Source organism: Thermostilla marina (assembly GCF_054657455.1).
Genome location: NZ_BAAHYR010000001.1, coordinates 483,853 through 504,577, shown reverse-complemented (window position 1 = coordinate 504,577; position 20,725 = coordinate 483,853). Strand labels below are relative to the sequence as shown.

Below are 20,725 nucleotides of genomic sequence, written 5' to 3'. Positions count from 1 at the left end.
GGGGACCGTGCTGTAACGAACGGCAACGTGCGGGTGTACTACGTGACAGCGGCACACGGGGTCGCCTCGGCGGCCTCGCCGTGCATCTTCGGTTGGTGGGTGTCTTCGACTTTCGGAAAGGGAAACAAACATGACCGGCAGCAAACGTTTCGGCTTCGTCGCGGTCCTCGGTGCCGCACTGTTGTTCGCCGTGCAGCATCACGCCGCGGCCCAATCGCTCAAGGCGGCCGATTGGTTTCCGGAAGAAACGGCCGTCTTCCTCGCGGTTCCCGACGTGCCCGGCTTCCTCGATGCGAACGCCCAAACCTCAGGCGGCCGGATGATGCAGGATCCGAAGCTGCGTGCGTTCGCCGGGGACCTGTGGAGCCGACTCGGCGAGCAGATCAAGCAACTCGAAGACCGCATCGGCGTCACGGTCGATCAAATCAAAGAGATCTTTCAAGGCGAACTTGCCTTCGGCGTGGTGGCCTCCGAGAACCAAAGTCCGGCCGTTTTGCTGCTGATCGAGGCGAAAGACCACACCGACACGGTCGAAAAACTGCTGCAAGCCGTCGGCGCCCGCATGGAACGGGGCGGCGCGAAAAAGATTGAAGACGACATCCTCGGCACCACGCTCATCACTTACGAGCGAACCGGCAACCGCGCCCGCGAATTCGCCTACTTCGCCCGTGACGGCTACGTCGTGATGGGGTCCGACATCGAAGTCGTCCGCGGTGCCCTGGAACGTGCCGTGGACGGCATCGCCACGCCGCCGTTTGCCGAAAACAAGAAATTCGACACGATCGCGACCCGCTATCGCTCGGTGCAGACCGAGAATCCGCACTTCGTGTGGTTTGCCGACCCGATCGAGCTGATGCGGGGCATCGCCGTTCGTCGATCGCAAATGCAGCTTACGTTGGCGTTGATGCCCGTCTTGGGCTTGGACGGGCTCACCGCCGTCGGCGGCGCGCAAACCTTCAACGCGCCCCCGTTGGACAGCGTCTCGGAGATGCACATCTTACTCGACGAACCCCGGACGGGCGTCCTCGAGCTGATCAACATGCGACCGGGCGATCTGACGCCCGAGCCGTTCGTGCCCGCCGGCGCCTCGAACTATTGGACCGTCACCTGGGACTTGCCAGCCACGTACAAGGCGCTCGAGAAGCTGGTCGACGGCTTCCGCGGCGAAGGCAACTTCCAACGCACGATCGCCGACGGCTTCAAGGAAAGCACCGATATTTCGCTCGAAGACGATCTCATCGCCGGGGCGACCGGCCGCCTGTCGTTGATTACGCAGGTCTTGTTCGAGGGCAAACTCAATCCGCAAAGCACGGCCTTCGCGATCGAGATGAAAGATGAGGCCACCGCGGCCGAGCTGCTGGGCCGTGTCGTCGCGAAACAGAAGAAGAACCTCGACGAGATGAGTTCCGGCGAGATCACCTTCTACGCCGTCAAGCAGGGCGATCGCCCCGAAGGCATGCCCGACGAAGTCCGCCGCCCGCGGCCGACCTTCGGTGCCATGGGCCGGTGGCTGGTCGTCGCCGAGAGCGTCGAGTTCTACCGCGAGATGGCCGCCGTCCAACAGGGAACGAAAAACGCCTTGGCCGACGACCTCGAATTCAAATTGGTGCTCAGCAAGGTCAAGGAGCTGGCCGGCAACCGCAAGCCGAGCCTGTTGATGTACACGCGACCGGAGGAAGGCATCCGCCAGCTCTTGAACCTGGCGAACAATCCGGCGATCCGGCGGGGAATTCGCGCCGGTGCCGAGCGCGGCGACAATCCCTTCATCGCGGCCTTGGCCGAAACGATGGAATCGAACGAGCTTCCCACGCCCGCCGAGCTGGCGAAATACTTCGCCCCGGCCGGTGCGTTCGTGGTCGACGACGAGACCGGCCTCCACATGTACTCGTTCGCCTTGAAGCGAAAGACCGACTGACCCCCACAAGGCCGCAAGCAGCGGTCGACAACGAGATTCGCCGTAGGGTGCCCTGGAGAAGCCTTCCCATCGTGGTTGCTTTTCCAGGGCCGTTTTTTTTGCGCACGGCGAGGACGGCGTTCTTTGCGGAACGCGTCCGCCGCAACTCGCGACGGCTGATACGAACCGACGCCCAGCGTTGCCGAACGGCGGTGTTTGCAGACATCGCCACACCCCGGCGGAATCGACCGAGCCTGTAGGACGGCCCAAGCGCGGCGCCATCGTTCAATGCATCATCACGGCGTGCAACGCGAAGCAGAGCCCCCCATCGCTTGACCTTCGCGGGACAAGAAAAGCCTCAAACGCGTTGGTTTACCGCGACGCGACGGTTCGATGATGCCGGGTGTACTGCCGTCTTTCGCACCAATCGAATAGACATGCCGCCTGCGGGCCACGCTGCCTTGCCGTCTCTTGTAAGCGTTTTCGGCACCCCGGCAGTCCCTCGTACGAGCGGGGAACGGTAACGCGCCGATTCGAATTCGATTTGTTTCGTGTTTGAAATCGACGGAATCACGTACTGCGGTGCGGCAATCGCTTGTTCTCTACGGGGCGTTGGTGTTAGACTACGGGCAGAGGGTCCGGTTTGGATCGTTGCCCGGCGTCTTGAATCTCCCTCTTCGGCCGTACAGGCCGAGTCGGCGGCAGAGGTGTAGCAGCCGCCGGCCGGGCGGTCTTCCTCCGAACGGACGCACCGAAGAACGCCCGCTTGAGGGACGTTTCAGGCCCGACCAACACCAACCGGGCGGGAATCGCAAACACCCGCACCGGGAGAGGCAAGTCGTGCCGACGGGCATCCTTCAGCGTCCTACACTCGTCCTCAACCGCAATTGGCAGCCGATTCACATTGCGACGGTTGCCCGAGCCCTCGTTCTCGTCTACCAAGGTACCGCTCTGGTCGTCGATCCCGACGATTACCAAACCTACACCTGGCGCGATTGGGCCCGTTTGGTTCCGGAAGACGACGACCTGTTTGTCCAAGGGGTGGCATGGCGCATCCGCGTTCCCGAGGTCGTCACCCTGGTCACTTACGATCGCGTCCCCCATAGCTCGGTCCCCTTCAGCCGACGCAATCTGTTTCGCCGTGACGGTTACACGTGCCAATACTGCGGTCGCAAGCTTTCCAGTGAGCAATTGACGATCGACCACGTGATTCCGCGTTGCCAAGGGGGCGAATCGACCTGGGAAAACTGCGTGCTGGCGTGCGTGCCGTGCAACCGGCGAAAGGCCGCCCGCACGCCCGAACAAGCCGGCATGCGTCTCCGCAAGAAGCCGGTTCGTCCGCGGTGGACGCCGTTGTACTCGGCGGGCGAGATCCGCGTCGAAAGCTGGCGCCGCTTCCTCAGCGAGGTGTACTGGAACGTCACGTTGGATCGCTGAGGCGGCCGGGGCGACGCCCCTTCTCTTGTCGAAAGACGCCGCTTGCCGCGTGCGGTCCTCTCATCGGCCGGGGCGACGTCTAAGGGCATCCGGGGCAGATTTCTCGTGTCTTGTTCTCGCCGAAAGCTGCGGCCGGCCCTGCGTCTCTGACTTCGCCGCGCACCGCAACCGACAAACTTTACCCATTCACCTGCAACCGGCATAACCCGACCCAGTTTGACTGAGGCAAAATCTTCCCCTTTCCCATGCCGATGTCAAAGTGTGTCGCATATGAAGTGCACACAGACTGCGCAAAACAGAAAACCAACTAAACACCAAAGACGGATTTCCTATCTGACGCATAGCACGCACATATCCATCTTTAGATTGGGTTCCTTGAACGCGCACCCGTGAATTGCCCACCACGGAGGGGATGAATGCAAACTCGTAATCGGAACACAAGCTCCGTGGAAAACGCACGCCCCAAGTACCTGAAGGTGTACCGGGAAGACGAGCGCAGCGGCGCGTCGATCGATCCGCAGACGCTGCCCGGCTGGCGGAACGTGACCCGGTCGTTCCTCGATTTGACCGGCTGGCTCATGCGATTCGTGCCGGGGGAAGGCGAAGGTCGGGGCGACGTGCCCGTCCGCGCCGCCGACACCGGCCGCACCTTGGGCCATTTGCGACTCGATCCCGTCGATCCCAAGTCGCACGAGCAGGACGACATTCAGCGTCTGCAAGCGTTGGCCGAGGCGGCCGCCGAGATGCTCGGCGAACTGCTGGTCACGCACGAGGCATTGAGCGAGCGTGAGGCCGAACTGGCAACGGCGATTCCCGTCACCCCGCATCCGGAGGAATCGCGCCGCTTGGCCGCCCGCCTCGAAGCCGTATTGCGATCGGGTGCCGTGGCCGTCGGATGCCAGGCCGCCGGATTGTACGTGCTCGACGACGGGACGACCGAATTGAAGTTGCGCGCCGCGTGGGGGCTTCCTCGCACGAAGCTGGCCGAGCCGCCCCGCGTGCTCAAAGGGGCGCTGGCCGATCTCGAAGCGATGCTCGGTCACGCGGTCGTGTTGGAAACCGCGGCGCTGGTGGAGCAATGGCGTTCGCCCGAGCCCTACGCCTCGGCCGTGTGCCTGCCGGTGGCCACCCCCACGAACATCCTGGGCACGATGTGGGTGTATTCCGACATCGAACGATCGTTCGACGAACATGATACCGGTATCTTGGAAGTCGTCTCGGGACGATTGGCGGCCGAACTCGAACGGGAAGTCGCCCTGCAAACGGCCGTGCAATCGGAACGCCTACGACGCGAATTCCAGTCGGCAACTCGCTTTCAACGGGGACAACTCCCCACGATCGCACCGCTTCTGGATGGTTGGGACTTCGCCGGCTGGACGAATCAAGTCGAAGGTCTCGGAGGCGACTTCCACGACTGGTTCTGCCTGCCGCAGGGCAAGGTGGCGATCGCCGTGGGCGACGTGGAAACCCGCCGCATGGAAGCGGCTCTCACGCAAACCGCCCTGCGGACGGCGATCCGCTCGCACGCCCATTACGTGCAGCACACGGGCAAACTGCTCGAGCGGGTGAACTTGACGTTGTGGACCGGTTCGGCAGGCGATCAGGTCGCCTCGGCCTTCGTCGGCATGCTCGATCCGCAAAGCGGCAAACTGCACTGTTCCACGGCCGGAACCGCTTTCGCCGCAGTCGTGCGGGCCGAAAGGCTCCGCCGCACGGCTTCGGTCGGCCCGTCGTTGGGAAGTTCGCCCGAATCCCGCTACTCGCAATATCGCCTGACGATCGAGCCGGGAGAAATCCTGGTCGTGTGCACGCAAGGCCTACGCAAGCAACGCGACGCGGCCGGAAAACTCCTGTGGGACGCGACCGTGCTGCCGATGATCCGTGCCTTGGGCGACAAGCCCGCCAAACACATCTTGCGGCAGGTGGTCGAGCACCTCGATAACACGGGTGTGCCTGCCGACGACGATCGGACATTGCTGTTGATTCGGCGAACCGAAGCGTCGGCGGACGACTGACCCGCAGATCGAACGATCGCCCCGTCGAGAAAAACCTATAATGAGAGAAAGGGCCGCCGAGGGTTCACGCTTCGGCAGCCGTCGCTTTGTTCGTTTCTCGACGAGGCCGCCGTCATGACACGAAATCGCTTTGCTCCCGCCGCCTGGTTGTCCGCCGTCGCAATGCTCGTTCTTTTCGCGGCGCCGCTGCCGGCGCAAGTCGGTGCTCGACCGGCCGACGTGCGACTGGAAATCGTCGTCGAAACCGGCGCGCCGGTCGGTATTTCGCAGCGTTGGTTGCAGCTGTTGGCCTCGGCGGGCATCGAAGACTTTCGGCTTCGTTCCTACGGACCGGGGGACGAAATCGGCATTCGGCAAACGGAATTGGCCGGGCAGACCATCTATACCGTCACCGCCCTGTTGAAAGCCGACAATACGCTGATCACGCCGGGCGGACGTTTCCGCAGCTCGGAGTTGGGTGCCTTACGGGCCTGGTTGCAGGATGTGGCGCGGAACGGCCCGCCCGAATCGCGTCCGCAAACCAACGCCTGGGGATTGACCGTCGAGCAATTCCGGCTCGTTCATACCGATCTGTCGACGCCGGTGGCCGTCTCGACCAAGGGGAAGCCGCGGGGCGAGATCATTGCGGCGATCCTCGACCGGCTCCAGTTCCCGTCGGACTACGACGCCGCACTGCAAAAGGCCGCGGGAGACGATCCGGTGGCCGAAGAGCTTCGCGGTATCGCGTCCGGAACGGCGACGGCGTATCTGCTGCGGAATCCGGGGTTGTGTCTGGTGCCGGGCGTGGATGCCGCAGGGCGTCCGATCTATCACATTCGCCGCGCGCAAGAGGGCATGAAGATTTGGCCGGTCGGATGGCGCCCCGAGAAACCCGCCCGCGACCTCGCCCCGCAGCTTTATGAATTCTTGACGGTCAACATCGAAAACGTTTCGATCGACACCGTCCTGGCGGCGGTGGCGGAAAAGACCTCGATTCCCTACCTGTACGATCATTACGCGCTGGTGCGGCACGACATCGATCCGCAAAAGGCGATCGTTTCGGCTCCGAATACGCGCACCACTTACAGCCTGCTGCTGAAGCGCCTGCTGTTCCAGGCCAAGCTGAAGATGGAATTGCGGATCGACGAGGCCGACCAACCGTTCTTGTGGATCACCAGCCTCAAGCCGATCGACTGATCGACCTCGCCGCCGGCGTGTATCGGCAGTTTTCGACGTCGCTTACAACAGGCGGTCGAGTTCGTCGACCAGGCGGTCGAAGCGAGCCAAGGCGGCCTCGACGGCGTCGGGCTTCTCCATATCGACGCCGGCATCGCGCAGCAGATCGAGCGGATCCTTCGAGCATCCGCCCTTGAGAAAGCCGAGATAGTCGTCCAGCTCGGCTTTTCCGCCGCTCAACACGCGGTCGGCCAGGGCGATCGCCGCCGAAATGCCGGTCGCGTATTTGTACACGTAAAACGCCCGGTAAAAGTGCGGAATCCGGAAGCATTCCAGCGACAAGGCGTCGTCCAACGTGAAATCGGGACCGAAATACTTTTCCAACAGGCCGCGGTAAATGCCGGTGAAGAAGTCGACCGTCGGAGCCTCGCCCTGTTCGACCTTTTCGTGAACGATCTTCTCGAACTCGGCGAACATGGTTTGCCGGAAGAGCGTTCCGCGAATCTCGTCCAGCTCGTGGTTGATCAGGTACGCCCGCTCGAGGTCGCTCTTCGCGCGGTCCATCAAGAACCGACCGAGTAATTGCTCGTTGAAGGTGCTGGCGACCTCGGCGACGAACAGCGTGTAGTTGTAATACTGGTACGGCTGGTGTTCTGCCGAAAAGTAACTGTGCATCGAGTGCCCGGCCTCGTGCGCCAAAGTGAACACATGGTCGAACACGTCGGGCTGGAAGTTCATGAGAATGTAGGGATCACCGTCGTAGCTGCCCGCGCTGAAGGCCCCGCTGCGCTTGCCGCGGTTTTCGTACCGATCGCACCAGCGTCCGCGCAGTCCCTTTTCGAGTACCTCGACGTATTCTTTACCCAACGGCGCGAGCGAAGCGACGACCAGGTCGACGGCCTTGCTCCAGGTGTGTCGCTTCTTGATCTTGTCGACCAGGGGAACATACGTGTCGTAGACGTGAATGTCGCGCAGTTTCATCTTGCGGCGACGCACGTCGTAGTACCGGTGCAACGAAGGCAGAAACCGCTCGACCGTCGCGATCAGGTTGTCGTACACCGAAACGGGAACACGGTCGGGGAACAACCCGGCTTCCAAGGCGCTGGGAAAATTCCTCGCGCGGGCGTAGTAGATGTCCGTCCGCACCGAACCGCCCAACGAGGCCGCCAGCGTGTTCACGTGCGCTTCGTAGCCGCGGTACAGTTGCTCGAAGGCTTTTCGGCGGACGGCGCGCGACCGCGATTGCAACAGCGAGGCGAACGTTCCGTGCGTCAGCTCGATCCATTCGCCTTTTTCGTTTTTGACCTCGCCGAAACGCAAATCGGCATCGTTGAGCTGATGGAACACCTCGCGGGCGGTTTGCGCCATCTCGGTTTGCATGGCGAGCAACCGTTCTTCTTTCCGGCTGAGCGTGTGCGGCCGGTACTCGATGATCCGCTGCAACAGCAGGCGATACGGTTGCAGGCAACGTTCCTGGAGGAAAGCATCCATCTTCTTGCGCGGAACGGCGAGAATCTCGGGCCGCGCAAAACTGGCCGCCTGGTTCGCCCGGGCCAATACGCCCATGAAACGGCCGTACATCGCCTGCGCGTGCGAGTTCGCGGCATCTTCCGAGGTCTTCAAGAAGGCGTACGTTCCCAATCGTTCGCCCAGACGGTCGGTTTCGAGATCGAACTTGAGAAACGCCGCGAGTTTTTCGGCACTTTCGCCCAGTGTCCCGCGGAACTTCTCGTATTCGTCGATCTGCGAAGTCCATTTCTTCATCGCCTGTTCCCAGGCAGCGTCGTCGGGAAACAGGCTCGACAAATCCCAGCAATCTTCGGGTTTGCGACGTTCACGCGGCGGAAGACGTTTCACCTTTTTCGCCATGATGCCCATCCTTTTTGCGGCCGAAAGACGCAGTCATCTCAAGAAAAGGACCGTGCCTGGTGCGCGATCCGTGCCGTGCTCCTTCGCGGCGCATTGTACCGGAAACGGATGGCGATGCCATCACGCGAGAGTCGGCAACCGCCGAGAATCGTCGTGGAATCATGCGCGTTTTCTCGCACGCGGTCGAAACCACGAACAAGAAGCGTGCCCCCGCCCGGCGATCGCGCACTTACCACTGAAACAGCATCGTGCCCCAGGCCAATCCGCCGCCGAACCCGCTCATCAGCACGCGGGTGCCGGGCTTGATCAAACCGGCCTCGTAGGCCTCGGCCAGGGCCAAGGGAATACTAGCCGACGACGTGTTTCCGTAGCGATCCAGATTGCTGAAGACTTTTTCGGGCGGAATGCCCAGGTTCTTCATCGCGGCATCGATGATCCGCTGGTTGGCCTGATGGAGGATCACCAGGTCGATCGCTTCCAACGGCAATCCGGCGGTGTCGAGCACTTCGTGCACGGTCTGATGGAGCATGCGGACGGCCCACTTAAAGATCGGCCGGCCCTCCATGTACACGAACTGCTTGTCGTAGTCTTCCGGCTTGTTGGAATAGGGCATTTTGGCACCGCCCATGGGACGGCACAAAAGCGGCGCCCCGGACCCGTCGGAACCGACGGCAAACCCCAACAGTCCCTGGGCGTCGTCGCCGCGGCCCAACAGCACGGCCCCGGCCCCGTCGCCGAACAGCGGATACGTTTTGACGTCCTTGGGATTCGCGACGCGCGAAGCGCAATCGGCCCCGATCACCAGCGCCAACTTGCTGCAACCGGTGGCCACGTATTGCATCCCCGAGAGCATCGCAAACACGAAGCTGGCGCACGCCGCTTGCATGTCGAAGGCCAAGGCCTGCAAGCCGAGACGGTCTTGGACATATCCGGCGGTGGCAGGCATCGTCATGTCCGGTGTGTACGTTCCCAGCAACACGAGATCGATGTCGCCGGGATCGGCGCCCGCCTGGGCAATGCAGCGTCGGGCCGCTTCGACGGCCAAATCACCGGTGCTTTGGTCGGGCGGCGCATGCCGCCGCTCCCGCATCCCGGTTCGTTGGATGATCCATTCCGTGTCGCAACCGAGGCCGGCCAAGTCTTCGTTGGCGACGACGTTGTCGGGCACGGCCCCTCCGACGCCGAGAATCTGGACGCCGGTCAGCGTTCCCGTCCGCGAAGGTTTCAGGGGAAGCGAACTTTCACGTTGGCGAGTGGTGGGTTGCGTCATGAAAACAGCCGAAGATCCACAAACAAACAGAGCAACGCAACGCGGCGAAGCCAGCCTCGCCTCATCTCGGGTGCTCTGCGGACAATCTTGACAAACACGACCACCTGCCGAACCGACCGATCCGACGTCTACAGACGAGGAAAGGCAGACGACAAGGCAGATTGGGCAAGCCGACGATCAAAACGCGGCAAAACCTGAAGCTTACGCTTTTTCGTCGCGAGGGACAACCCGGCAGCCCCCTCTAGCGGGGAGTTTTGGGCGTCCTGCGACCGTTTGCATCGTGGCGGAAGCCCTTGTCCTTTCCCACCGAATGAGGGAACGAAGTCGCTTCAGACAAACGACAGGCACCCCTAAACAGAGGGGTGCACGCGCGCGGCAGGATGCGGTATTTTAGAGGTTTATTGATTCGCCATCGACAGGCTCCGGGGGCAGTTCCGACACCTCGTCGGTACCTCCTTTCGATGTTCAGCGGCAAGGATGGTGTGGCCGCGCGACCACTTCATGGCAGGTTCCCGTTCTTGGGAGGTTGCGCCGGTCGGTATCGGGCAACGGACCTTTTGATGTGCCGATGTCGGCTTCCGCATCTTTTCCGGGGCAGCGAATCGTTTTCCGCACGGGGATCGGTACGCCGACCAAGCGGCGCCCCGTCGGTCGACGGCCCGATACGGCGGTTTCTATGGCGACAAGCGGGGTTTGCGCTTCGGCGACCTCCGTTTAGCGTGCACCGATTCGGTATTCACCGGATCGGGCGTGGTAACGACAGAATTCCTTTCGGCAACATGAATATCGGTGCGAAACGATGTGCATTCTCGCGCTTCAGTTTCAGACGGCTCGCGATGCCCCGGTGTTGATCGCGCACAATCGTGAAGAACGCTTCGATCGGCCCACGCAAGGTCCGAAGATCCAATCGGGGCGTCCGCGGGTGATTTGCGGTATCGACAAGAAAGCCGGCGGAACCTGGCTGGGCGTGAATCAGCACGGCCTGGTGGTGGCGGTGGCCAATCGCCCCAAGCGGATGGTTCCGCCCGACCCCATTTCGCGAGGCGTCCTCTGCCGGCAACTCCTCACCTTCAACAATGCCAAAGACGCCGCCGAAACCGCGTATGCCGAGCTTCGCTCCGGCAAGTACGCCGGGGCGAACTACCTGTGCGTCGACCGCAACTACGCCGCGGTCGTCTACGGCGGCGATTACGTCGAGCTGGAGCGATTGACGCCCGGTTTGTACTTGATGACCAACGGCCGGGTCAACGATCCCGACGACGCGCGCCAACGCTTTCTCCTGCGACTGCTGACGTTGCAGCGGCTCGATTCGGCCGTCACGTTCCTGGCGGTCGCCAGTCGCGCCTTCGCACGACCGGCCGACGAACAAGGCCGTTGGGGCGTCGTGCTCAAGAACGGACAATACGGAACGGTCTCGTCGACGCTGTTGTCGCTGACCGAGCGTCCGCAGTCGTCCATCATGCAATACGCAGCGGGACCGCCGTCGGAAAAGGACTACGAAGACGTTTCGGCCTTGCTGCGGCAGGTGTTGTCGTCGGATCGCTGAGCGGCTTTCGCTCCAAAAAATACGACGGCCGGCTGGATGCCGGCCGTTTTTCATTGCGGAGCGTCGCAAACTGCCGAATCGGCGTCACGCCGATTCGCGCCGCATGTGCCGTCATTTCGCCTCGGCGACGAACTCGGCGATGCGATCGAGGGCCGCTTCGAGGTTTTCCATGCTCGTGGCGAACGACAGTCGGGCGTAACCTTCGGTCCCGAAGGCCGACCCCATCACCGTCGCGACATTCTTGCGCTCGAGCAAGGCCAGGCACCACTCGGCCGACGTGTCGATCTTTTGATCGCCGTACGTCTTACCCAAGTGTGCCGAAATGTTCACGTAGGCATAGAACGCACCGCCCATGTCGGGGCACGAGAGGCCGGGAATCTCGGCGATCCGCCGGGCTACATAGTCGCGTCGTTTGGCGAATTCGGCGTGCATCTTGTCGACGCAATCTTGGGGACCGCGCAAGGCCGCAATCGCCGCGTGCTGGCTGATGCTGCACGGGTTCGATGTCTCTTGGCTTTGCAGCGAGCCCATCGCCTTGGCCAAGGGAGCCGGGGCCATCGCCCACCCGATTCGCCAACCGGTCATCGCGTACGTTTTGCTCACGCCGTTGATGACGATCGTGCGATCGACCAGGCCGTCGGCCACGGTGGGGAAACTCGCGTACGGCCGGTCGCCGTAAATCAGCCGGTCGTAAATCTCGTCGGAAACGACCGTCAAATCGGCATCCAGAACGACCTCGGCCAGCGCCTTCAGTTCGTCGGGCGAGTAGACCGACCCGGTCGGGTTCGACGGGCTGCACAGCAAGAACACCTTCGTGTTCGGCGTCAGGGCTTTGCGCAACGCCTCGGGCGAGAGCTTGAAGTCGTCGGCCTCGGTCGTTTCCACGACGACCGGTACGCCGCCCGCCAGCCGCACCAGTTCGACGTAGCTCACCCAATACGGGGCGGGCACGATGACCTCGTCACCGGGATCCAGCAACACCGTGAACGTGTTATGCAGGGCGTGCTTGGCCCCGTTCGAGATAACGACCTGCGTCGGCTCGTATTGCAGTCCGTAACGTGCCGCATAGGCGTCGACGACGGCCTGCTTCAGTTCAGGAATGCCGCTGGCAACCGTGTAGTGCGTGTATCCGGCATTCATCGCCTCGACGGCGGCCTGTCGGATGTGTTCGGGGGTGTCGAAATCGGGTTCCCCCAAGCTCAGGTCGTATACCGTCTTGCCCGTGGCCTTCAATTCCTTGGCCTTCGCCGCCATCGCCATCGTGGCCGAGGGTTGCAACGCCTGAATCAATTTCGAAAGGGTCGGAGGCATCGTCGTTCCTGCTTGGCTTGGAAAGAATGTCTGCGATCCGTAAAGAGCCGGCCCTGCGGCCCGCGGCGATTGACTCCCCGCCGCGCACATCAAACAATCATACTGGTAACCGGTGGGACAACAAGTAGCTTTTCCTTTGCCTCGCACCCCCAAAATCACTCTGTCGACAGGTTCGACGCACTGGCAGAGGCAAAAGAAGCCCCCGGAGAACGCCGTCGCTTGCCGCACAAGTAAACGCAAGCACGAGAAGGCATTCGCCCTCTTTGTTCATCGGCTAATCAACAAACAACAGGAAGAGGCAGCATGAAACGTGTCGGTCTTTGGCTCGTCGGTGCCCGCGGCGGCGTCGCCTCGTGTGTCCAACTCGGCTTGGCGGCCCTGCGGAGGGGACTGATCGACACGACAGGGCTGGTTACCGCACGGCCTGAGTTCGCCGCGCTCGATCTGGTCGACTGGGATCGGATCGTCGTGGGGGGATGTGAAATCCGCGAGGGCGATGTGGCTTCGGAACTCCGCAAGCTCGCCCGCGACAGCCGGTTGTTCGAGCCGGAACTCCTCGACGCCGCGGAAGGCGATTTGGCCGAGAACGACGCCCGTATCACGTGGGGAACACTGTTCGGGGCCGGTGAGGTCATCACCTCGCTGGCTTCCTCCGAGGTGCCGCGCGATGCGACCCCGCGCGACGCCGTGAATCGGATCCGCGGACAACTGGCGGCCTTCCGCGAAGCGAACGACCTGGAGCGCGTGATCGTGGTCAACGTCGCCTCGACGGAACCGGCCTGCACGGCGGCGCTTCCCGAGCACTGGGACGACTGGGGGCCGTTGCTCGATGGGCCCGATTCTCCCCTGCCCGCCAGCACGATCTATGCCGTGGCCGCGATCGAGGAAGGCTGTCCGCACGTCAATTTCACTCCGTCGACGGCCTCGAAACCGGCGGCGATCGACGAGCTGGCCCGTCGGCGGGGTGTGCCGCATGCCGGTTGCGACGGGAAGACGGGCGAAACGCTCATGAAAAGCGTCCTCGGCCCGATGTTTCGCGAACGAAACCTCGAGGTGATGAGCTGGGTCGGGCACAATATCTTCGGCAACCTCGACGGCAAGGTGCTCGACGCCCCGCAAAACAAGCAATCGAAGGTGGTCAGCAAGGACCATTTGCTGGCCGAAATCCTCGGCTATTCGCCGCAAACGCTGGTCACAATCGAATACATCCAAAGCATGGGCGACTGGAAGACGGCGTGGGACCATATCCACTTTCGCGGCTTCTTGAACACGCCGATGGTCCTTCAGTTCATCTGGCAAGGATGCGATTCGATTCTGGCGGCGCCCTTGGTGATCGACTTGTTCCGCTTGACCGAGTGTGCCGCCCGCTTCGGCGAAGCCGGATACCTCACGTTCCTGGCCCCGTTTTTCAAGAGCCCCTACGGCACGACCGACCAGGATTTCTTCGGTCAAACGCTTCATTTGATGGAGTGGGTCGTTCGCCGGGGGCAACCTCGAGGAGAATGATTTCCCGCCGTCGACCGAGACGCGGCCGGTCGTTCCGGCACCTTTCCGAAATGCACGAAACAGACTCGGATCGCTGCTGCGCGTCGGCTTTGCCGCTGAAGAACGCTCGATTTTCCACACACGCCGTCTTCCAAAGGATGTTCTCATGTCGAATCAAAATGACGCATACGTCGCCCTGCTGGACGATTTCAAGGCCTTCCTGCTGGAACGCACGAGGGAAAGCTACGATCGCGTCCGGCGGTCGATCACCGAGTCGGAGCTGTACGAGCCGAACTGCCGAGCGATGGCCGAAGCCCTACAGGCCGAGGAAAACGGCAACTTGGAAGAGATGGCGCGTTGCGTGCAGCGGTCGTTTCCTACCTTCCTGTTGAGCCCCCAGGCACACATGCTGTTGGCCACCTACTACGACGCGGCAGGCAACACCGAAATGTGCGCGTTCGAGTGCGAGGTTCACGAACTGTGCGCGCGATTTCTCATGGAAACCGGCGACGGCACGCAGGAACGGCCGTACCGCATCATGAACAGCTCGGACGAGTACGACATCATGATGATGTCGCTGATCATGCAACGCCTCTCGCAAGGTAAGAACCTGGAGCCGGAGAATCCCGAAGAAATCATCCCGAATATCGTCGATACCCGTGTCGTGCAGATGAAGGGCGGCGGCCTGTGTGAAATCCTCACGCTCGACGACGGCTCGGAATGGTGGTTCGACATTCAAGACATCGTCGCGCGATCGCCCGAAGACTTAGAAGAAATCGACGATCCGCTCGCCCAAGAGGCGATCATTCGGCTGGCCGAATCGTTGGGCATCGACATGGACGACAAAGAGGCGTTTCGCGCCTTGGGCTTCGGCGAAGTCGAAGACGACGAAGACGACGACGGTTGAACGGCGCGCCGCACGGTCGATGGCGGCGCGACCAGCACGTCTCAGCCGGAAAACGGAACCTGCGGCGGTTCTTGCGGCGACGTTGCGGCCACGGCGGCGGCTTGACGGACCGGGTCGGCAGCCGACGATGTGTCCCCGCCCATAGCGGGAGAAGCGGCGCGATTCCGTTGTGCCAACTCGCTGATGGTCGTTGCGCGTCGGGCGGTCGGCGCACCGACGTGCTCGCCGCCGACCAGTTGCTGCAAGATCTGCAGCGCCGATTGCAACGACAGCGCCAAATCGGTGGTCGTCAACACGCCGCACACGTTTCCGTCCTCGACCACCGGCAGACACGATATGCGGTGCTGAAGCATCGTCGTCACGGCGGGGCCGACGGGCAGATCGGGCGAAACCGTCAGCGGATCGGGCGTCATCAACTCGTATGCCCGGGCTTGTCGCCGACCGGCGATGTCACGATCGCTGATGATACCGATCAGCCGGTCGCCGTCGGTGACCAGCAGGTGCCGAATCCCGCGGAAGTGCATCGTGCGCCGGATCTCATCGACATCGGCGTTCGGTCCGACGGTGCACACCCGTTCCGACATCAAGTGCCGCACGCAAAGCGACCAGCTTCCGCGATCGTCGATATGGTTCGCCAGCACGCGGCAGATGGTGCGTCGCTTTTCGAAGAGCAACTGGGACTGGAGATCGCCTCCCGGCGGCTCCTGACGTGCGGCGGAGCGCAGCGCCCGCCGCATCCGCATGCGCCAGCGGATGGCCCGCCACGCGAGGAATCCGCCGCCGAGGATGAACAACCAGACGGCCAGGTGAATACCGGCCTTGCCGAGCGTCTCTTTGTCGGCTTGCAGGCGATCGTGTACCCACGCGATCGGCGAGGTTCGCTCGGTTTCCTCTGCAACGTGGGAACGGGCCGAACCGTCGCGATGCTTCGGGGAAAATCCGGCGCCGCTTCGATGCGGTGCGGCCGCGTAGTCGGAGGCCGTTCCGAACACGCCGGCGGTCACATACGACGCAGCGGCATACGCGGCGAGTCCGCCTGCGATCATGATCCCCAACAACAAGGCGTATTCCATCGCCGTGTTGCCTGCACAATCGACGATGAACGGTCGTCGCCGCAAGCCTCGACGGTCGGCACATGCGCCCGTGCGGCGATACAAACGATCGGGATGGGTCCTTTCGGCGTACGGCATCGCGCCCTCCCTGCGGGAACGAACGGGTTGTCGGCGGAACGATCACCGCGGCGTCGGGTGTCGAATCGAAGGAGCGTCAATGCGGGCCGTCGGGGGGTGTTCTGCGGTCACATGACCGAGAAATAGTTTTCGCAGGCCATGTCGAACAATTCTTCAGTCAGGATCGGTTCGCGGTCGGCGTACCGGCAAAAGTTGGAGATTTGCATCAACAAGTCCCGCGGATGGCAGAACCGGAAGGAACGCCCGGCTTGTTTGTAGTGACGCTCGATCAGGTAATCGACCGCCTCTTGGCGATACTCGATTCCCATCTTTTTCGCGAGCAAAACCATCAGCTCGCGGAACTCTTTCTCACTCGGATCGCCGACTTCGATCTTGTACGGAATACGGCGGAGGAAGGCCTCGTCGACCAGGTCGCGCGGCTCGAGGTTCGTCGAAAACACGATCAACTGGTCGAACGGAACGGTGATTTTCTTTCCGTTGGGCAGGTTCAAGAAATCGACCCGCTTTTCCAAGGGGACGATCCAGCGGTTGAGCAACTCGTCGATCGGCATTCGCTGTCGGCCGAAGTCGTCGATCACCAGCGTCCCGCAGTTGCTCTTCAGTTGCAGCGGTGCTTCCGAAATGCCGGTCGAGGTATTGATCGTGACCTCCAGGGCCGACATCGTCAGTTCGCCCCCGGCGATGATCGTCGGACGCTTGATACGCACCCAGCGGCGATCGACCTTGCGGTTGTCGAACAGCCCAGAACTCGGCCCCAACGGCACTTCTTCGTGGTTCACGGGGTCGAACAGGCGGATGATTTCGCCGTCGACGCCGATCGCCCGCGGAATCCAAATGTGCTGCCCGAAGGCGAACGTCACGCGTTCGGCGATACTCGTCTTCCCGTTACCGGGCGAGCCGTACAAGAACAGCCCGCGTCCCGAATTGATGGCCGGTCCCAGGCGATCGAGCATACGTTTGTTCAACAACAGGCCGTCGAACGCCCGCAACAAATCTTCCCGGCTGGGATTCTGCCGCGTGAGCGATTGGGCCTCGACCGAGGCCACGTAATCGCGCAGTGAGACCGGCGCGGCGCCGAAATAGGTACAGTGTTCGGCATAACGGCGCGCCCGCTCGCGGCCCAACTCGGTCAGCTCGTACTGGTAATCGTTCATCGGGGCGTCGGCCCGATGGGCGACCAGCCGATCCAGCTTCATCCGCCGCATCATTTGATCGATCAATACGAACGGCAGGCAAAGCTGCTCGGCGATGGCGCGGCCGGTGGCGTCGCCGCGGGCGAGCAGATACTTCAACGCCAGGGCCTCGACTTCGCTTTCGGTCAATTGGGCGTCGTCCAGCGATGCGGGCTCGTAGGGGACGAACGGATTGTCGTCGTCGCCCAGCTCCTCGTCGTGGATGGGAGCGATGTCGGTAGGCGTTCGTTCCTCCGCGGCCCCTTCGGCGATACTGTTGAGACGCTCGGCGAGCTTGTCGAAGATTTCCTCTTCGACGACCTCTTCGTGGGCCTCGGGGTCTTCGAACGACTGTCCCGCCAGAGGCGCGAAAGCCCCTTCACCGGAAGCTGCCGCCGAAAGATTCGCCAGTTTTGCCAGTAGATTGTCGTCCGATGTTCCAGCCATGTTGCGAGTTTACCCGTCCCGGTGCGCAAGATTTTCCCCACCCGACCGCCGACGCGGCACCGCCTCGGCGGTATTGCCATTGAAACCCTAGCTTTTCCCACCCGGCAGGGCGGCCGCGTTTCGGCGCGGAATCCCTCATGACCGGCGACAGGTTATGCAGACTACACCGATTGCAACGAGCACTTCGAACCGGCCGGGCATCTTGTGCGATGCGTGATCGTCCCTTCGGAGGAGAGCATTCCGGCCGCTTTCGGGTTCCTGCGCAGGAACACCAAAAAAAACGCCCGGTCGGGAAATGGGTCATCCCGATCGGGCGTCGCGTTTTCTCGATCCGGCGTCCGCCGGAAACACGGTCCGCAACAGGGGTGTTGCCGGCGGGCCGTCGAAAGTCCTATTTCAGCCCCGGCGGCAGGGCCCCTTTCCAACCGGCATGAAGCTGCCGGTGCAACTGTTCAAGCAGTTCCTTGTCGGCCTCGGGAGCCAGGTTCACGTTCTCGTCGGGGTCTTCCAGGTGGTCGTACAGCTCGGTCGCCACCAGTTCGCCCTTGTCTCGCGTCAGCCATTCGGTGTAGCGGTAACGATCCGTCCGCATCGAGTATCCCATGGCTTTGCCGCGAGGATACTGGCTGAACGCCGCCTTTTTCCACGGCCGATCGGGATTCTTGAACAACGGCACGAGACTGATGCCTTCGAGTCCATCGGGCACCGGCAGTCCGCACACATCGACCAAGGTCGGATAGATGTCGACGAATTCGGCGAAGGCCTCCAACTTCTTGCCGCCTTCCATGCCGGGAACACGGAAGATCAACGGCGCCCGCGTGGCGACCTCGAAGTTCGTGTGCTTGCACCACGAGGCATGCTCGCCGAGATGCCAGCCGTGATCGCCCCACAGCACGACCACCGTGTTTTCGGCCAGTCCCAAGCGATCGAGTTCGTCGAGCACCTTGCCGATTTGTGCGTCGACGTAGCTGGTGCAGGCGTAATAGGCGTGCACCAAGTCGCGGGCCATGTCGTCGGGCACGGGACCGCTCTTGGGGATCCCTTTGTACGCCCGCAGCTCGCCCCAACTCGCCGGTGCCAAGTCGGGACAGTTCTTCGGCAGGAAGGGGTTTTTCGCCAACGGCACGGCGTCGTGATCGTACAGGTCGAAATACTTCTTCGGAGCGACGAACGGCAAATGCGGTTTCAAGAAACCGACGGCCAGGAAGAATCGCTGGTCTTTGACCTCGCGCAACACCTCGATCGCTTTTTCGGCCGTTTGGCCGTCGGCGAGGGCGTTGTCGGGCACGTCGGGATCCTCCCACGCCGGTCCGCGGACACGATACTTCGGCGACGTCGTTTTCAATACGGCTCCGGTCTTGGGGTCACGTTCGAGAACCTTGCTCGCGGGACCGTATTTTTCCCGCATTTCTTTCGCTTCGCGAGCGAGCGCTGCGAGGGTTTCGGGCTTGCCGTATCCCGGCGCCCTCGGCTTCCAATGCGGTACGCTCCAACTTACCGGATCGTCCAAGCCGCCGTGAAAGATCTTGCTGAATCCCGCCGTGAAATACCCGTGCTGCTTGAAGTACTGCGGCAACGTCACCACATCGGGAAGATTCTTTCGGAAGTGTGTTTGCAGGTCGTACACCCGCGTGGTGTCGGGCCGACGCCCCAACAGCAACGACGTCCGCGAAGGACTGCACACCGCCTGCTGGCAATACGCCCGGCGGAAGAGGAAACCGTCGGCCGCCAAGGCATCGATGTGCGGCGTTTGGATCAGGGGAACGTCGTAACATCCCAGCTCGGGGCGCAAGTCGTCGACGGCGATGAACAGCACGTTGTACTTGCCGGGCTGTTTCGTTTCACCCGCGGCGGGAAAAGCCGTCATCCCGACCAGCGTCGCGCACATCATCAGCAGGGAGCCGTATCGCGGCAGACTCATCATGTCACCTCATGAGCACACGAAACCAGAGATTCGCACAACATCGGTGCACGTGCTCCCCGCTTACCTGTAACAGGCTAGTCTACTTCACCGATCGCGCCGTTCGCAAACGTGAAAATCGGAGAACACCGCGTGTCGCCGCGGCACGGTCACTCGGCAATGCGGGATGTGGGGGCGAAATGCTTGACCAGCCGGACGCGGCGGCCGCCGTTTTCGTAAACGACCTCGTTCATGAACGCCCGCATCAGCAAGAGACCTCTTCCGCAAGGGCAATCGAGCATCGCCGGATCGCCGGGAGCGGGCAAACACGAAACGTCGAATCCCGGTCCTTCGTCTTCAACCACGATTTCCAAACGTGAAGGCACGATCGAAATCGACACATCGATGCGGCGACCGGCATACGGTTCGATTCCTGCACGACGCCGCACTTCGTCGAAGAAAGCGCCCTCCCCTTGCGCCCGCAATTCGGAATCGATCTCCAAGTTGCCGTGAAACATCGCGTTGCTGACGGCCTCTTGAACGGCGATGCAGGTGCGGGTGATTTCGGTCTTGTCGCACATGCCCACGAAGCAAAGCATCTCTTGGAGAAAGTCGACAAGCGGCGAGAAGAGCTTCGGATCGTTCTCCAAGCAGAAGAAGAACCGGCACTGGTTGAGACGGTTCATCAGGCGGCTTCGCAACCGTTGATGGTCCGATGCCTTCAAGACTTCGGCGACCGTGCTCCGCAGGCGGTTGCCGAGAACGCGTTTGGGAACGTAGCTGGCCGCACCCGCCTCGAGCGCTTGAATGGCCAATTCTTCGGAACCTTGCGACGTCACCAACACGACCGGCGTTTGTGAGTATTTGGCATGGACGGCGCGGACGAGTTCCAGGCCGTTCAATTCGGGCATGACCAAATCGGTGACGATGAGGTCGTAGCGCGATCCTTCCAGCCGTTCGAGCGCTTCGCGTCCGTTTTCGGCGAAATCGATCGCGTAGCGTTGCTCCTCGGCCAGCAAACCGGCGATCAAGCGGCGATCGACCGGTGAATCGTCTACCACCAGCACTTTTTGCATGGTCGCCCTCGCATGGGCAGAAACCGCCAAGCCCCCAAGCGACACACGACG

14 protein-coding genes are annotated in these 20,725 nt (G+C 62.1%); 7 read left to right on the top strand and 7 right to left on the bottom strand.

Annotation, left to right across the window (positions count from 1 at the left end):
- Positions 1 to 130: 130 nt before the first annotated feature.
- The 4 genes from ACYQ2I_RS01735 to ACYQ2I_RS01720 all read left to right on the top strand — a co-directional run bounded on the left by ACYQ2I_RS01735 (position 131) and on the right by ACYQ2I_RS01720 (position 6,522).
- Entirely contained in the window at positions 131 to 1,915 is a 1,785-nt protein-coding gene (locus ACYQ2I_RS01735; RefSeq protein WP_460165261.1) for a hypothetical protein, read from the top strand.
- 819 nt (positions 1,916 to 2,734) lie between these two features.
- The gene (locus ACYQ2I_RS01730; protein ID WP_460165260.1) at positions 2,735 to 3,331 is read left to right on the top strand and encodes an HNH endonuclease; all 597 of its coding nucleotides are present in this window, start codon (positions 2,735 to 2,737) and stop codon (positions 3,329 to 3,331) included.
- Positions 3,332 to 3,747: 416 nt separating this feature from the next.
- Positions 3,748 to 5,346, top strand: a complete 1,599-nt coding sequence (locus ACYQ2I_RS01725) for a PP2C family protein-serine/threonine phosphatase (protein ID WP_460165259.1) — start codon at positions 3,748 to 3,750, stop codon at positions 5,344 to 5,346.
- A gap of 114 nt (positions 5,347 to 5,460) precedes the next feature.
- Positions 5,461 to 6,522 carry a hypothetical protein gene (locus ACYQ2I_RS01720; RefSeq protein ID WP_460165258.1) on the top strand — a complete coding sequence of 354 codons (1,062 nt, stop codon included), beginning with the start codon at positions 5,461 to 5,463 and terminating at the stop codon, positions 6,520 to 6,522.
- Between the two features lie 42 nt (positions 6,523 to 6,564).
- On the opposite strand, the gene pepF is transcribed toward ACYQ2I_RS01720, so the two are convergent.
- Both pepF and ACYQ2I_RS01710 read right to left on the bottom strand, forming a co-directional pair.
- On the bottom strand, positions 6,565 to 8,373 hold the full coding sequence (gene pepF / locus ACYQ2I_RS01715; protein ID WP_460168392.1) for an oligoendopeptidase F: 1,809 nt from the start codon (positions 8,371 to 8,373) through the stop codon (positions 6,565 to 6,567).
- Positions 8,374 to 8,599: 226 nt separating this feature from the next.
- Positions 8,600 to 9,640 (bottom strand): 3-oxoacyl-ACP synthase III family protein, encoded by a 1,041-nt coding sequence (locus tag ACYQ2I_RS01710; protein ID WP_460165257.1) that lies wholly within the window; start codon positions 9,638 to 9,640, stop codon positions 8,600 to 8,602.
- Positions 9,641 to 10,439: 799 nt separating this feature from the next.
- Here ACYQ2I_RS01710 and ACYQ2I_RS01705 point away from each other — a divergent pair.
- Positions 10,440 to 11,186 carry an NRDE family protein gene (locus ACYQ2I_RS01705; protein WP_460165256.1) on the top strand — a complete coding sequence of 249 codons (747 nt, stop codon included), beginning with the start codon at positions 10,440 to 10,442 and terminating at the stop codon, positions 11,184 to 11,186.
- Between the two features lie 111 nt (positions 11,187 to 11,297).
- Here ACYQ2I_RS01705 and ACYQ2I_RS01700 read toward each other — a convergent pair whose 3' ends face one another.
- Complete coding sequence (locus ACYQ2I_RS01700; protein WP_460165255.1) at positions 11,298 to 12,497, bottom strand: pyridoxal phosphate-dependent aminotransferase; 1,200 nt, start codon at positions 12,495 to 12,497, stop codon at positions 11,298 to 11,300.
- Positions 12,498 to 12,800: 303 nt separating this feature from the next.
- Here ACYQ2I_RS01700 and ACYQ2I_RS01695 point away from each other — a divergent pair, with 303 nt between their 5' ends.
- Together ACYQ2I_RS01695 and ACYQ2I_RS01690 are read left to right on the top strand one after the other, a co-directional pair.
- Positions 12,801 to 14,003: an inositol-3-phosphate synthase gene (locus ACYQ2I_RS01695; RefSeq protein WP_460165254.1), complete on the top strand. Its 1,203-nt coding sequence runs from the start codon at positions 12,801 to 12,803 to the stop codon at positions 14,001 to 14,003.
- Between the two features lie 145 nt (positions 14,004 to 14,148).
- A complete protein-coding gene (locus ACYQ2I_RS01690; protein WP_460165253.1) occupies positions 14,149 to 14,889 on the top strand; it encodes a hypothetical protein in 741 nt (246 codons plus the stop codon).
- A 41-nt stretch (positions 14,890 to 14,930) separates the two neighbouring features.
- Here ACYQ2I_RS01690 and ACYQ2I_RS01685 read toward each other — a convergent pair whose 3' ends face one another.
- From ACYQ2I_RS01685 to ACYQ2I_RS01670, 4 genes are all read right to left on the bottom strand, one after another.
- The gene (locus tag ACYQ2I_RS01685; protein WP_460165252.1) at positions 14,931 to 16,079 is read right to left on the bottom strand and encodes a CBS domain-containing protein; all 1,149 of its coding nucleotides are present in this window, start codon (positions 16,077 to 16,079) and stop codon (positions 14,931 to 14,933) included.
- 107 nt (positions 16,080 to 16,186) lie between these two features.
- Positions 16,187 to 17,698 carry a P-loop NTPase family protein gene (locus ACYQ2I_RS01680; protein ID WP_460165251.1) on the bottom strand — a complete coding sequence of 504 codons (1,512 nt, stop codon included), beginning with the start codon at positions 17,696 to 17,698 and terminating at the stop codon, positions 16,187 to 16,189.
- Positions 17,699 to 18,089: 391 nt separating this feature from the next.
- Positions 18,090 to 19,622, bottom strand: coding sequence for a sulfatase (locus ACYQ2I_RS01675; RefSeq protein WP_460165250.1), 1,533 nt, complete (start codon positions 19,620 to 19,622; stop codon positions 18,090 to 18,092).
- Between the two features lie 146 nt (positions 19,623 to 19,768).
- Positions 19,769 to 20,674, bottom strand: coding sequence for a response regulator (locus ACYQ2I_RS01670; protein ID WP_460165249.1), 906 nt, complete (start codon positions 20,672 to 20,674; stop codon positions 19,769 to 19,771).
- Positions 20,675 to 20,725 lie beyond the last annotated feature (51 nt).